The 1,078-nt window shown below is 58.3% G+C and carries 1 protein-coding gene; it reads right to left on the reverse strand.

Annotated elements, in window-relative coordinates:
- A partial coding sequence (locus FJ942_RS28385) for a cbb3-type cytochrome c oxidase subunit I (RefSeq protein WP_140899655.1) occupies positions 1–1,078 on the reverse strand: 1,078 nt, incomplete at both ends.

Genomic DNA, 1,078 nt, shown 5'->3' on the forward strand with positions numbered 1-1,078 from the left:
GGCGTCTTCGGCTGAAGGCCTCGGCAACCGCGATGAAGAAGACGACAAGCCCGGCCGTTGAGATGTAGGAACCGATCGACGAGACGAAATTCCAGCCGGCAAAAGCATCGGGATAGTCGGCGTAACGTCGCGGCATGCCGGCCATGCCCAGAAAATGCTGCGGGAAAAAGACGAGGTTGACGCCGATGAACATCAGCCAGAAATGCAGCTTGCCGAGCGTTTCGCTGTACATATAGCCGGTCATCTTCGGGAACCAGTAGTAGAAGCCGGCAAAGATCGCGAAGACCGCCCCCAAAGACAGCACATAGTGGAAGTGAGCGATCACGAAATAAGTGTCGTGGTACACGCGGTCGATACCGGGGTTCGCAACCATGATGCCAGTGACGCCACCAATGGTGAACAGCAAGACGAAGCCGAGAGCCCACATCATGGGTGTCTTGAACTCTATCGATCCTCCCCACATGGTCGCCAGCCACGAAAACACCTTCACGCCGGTTGGAACGGCGATGACCATCGATGCGAAGGCGAAGTAGCGCTGCGTGTCGACCGACAGGCCGGTCGTATACATATGATGTGCCCAGACGACAAAGCCGATCGCGCCGATTGCCACCATTGCATAGGCCATGCCGAGATAGCCGAAGATCGGCTTCTTGGCGAAGGTCGAGATGACGTGGCTGATGATGCCGAAGCCAGGCAGGATCATGATGTAGACTTCGGGATGGCCGAAGAACCAGAACAGATGCTGGTAGAGGATCGGATCACCGCCGCCGGACGGCGAAAAGAAGGTCGTCCCGAAATTGCGATCGGTCAACAGCATGGTGACCGCGCCGGCGAGCACCGGCAGCGACATGAGAAGCATGAAGGCGGTGACCAGCATCGACCAGGCGAACAGAGGCATCTTGTGCATGGTCATGCCGGGTGCGCGCATGTTGAAGATGGTCGTGATGAAGTTGATCGCGCCGAGGATCGAGGAGGCCCCCGAAAGGTGGATAGACAGAATAACGAGGTCGACGGCGGGACCTGGCTGGCCATCCGTCGAATAAGGCGGATAGAGCGTCCAGCCGCCGCCATGGCCGAG

Origin of the sequence: Mesorhizobium sp. B2-4-2 (genome assembly GCF_006442845.1) — a bacterium.
In the GTDB taxonomy this organism is placed as follows: domain Bacteria; phylum Pseudomonadota; class Alphaproteobacteria; order Rhizobiales; family Rhizobiaceae; genus Mesorhizobium.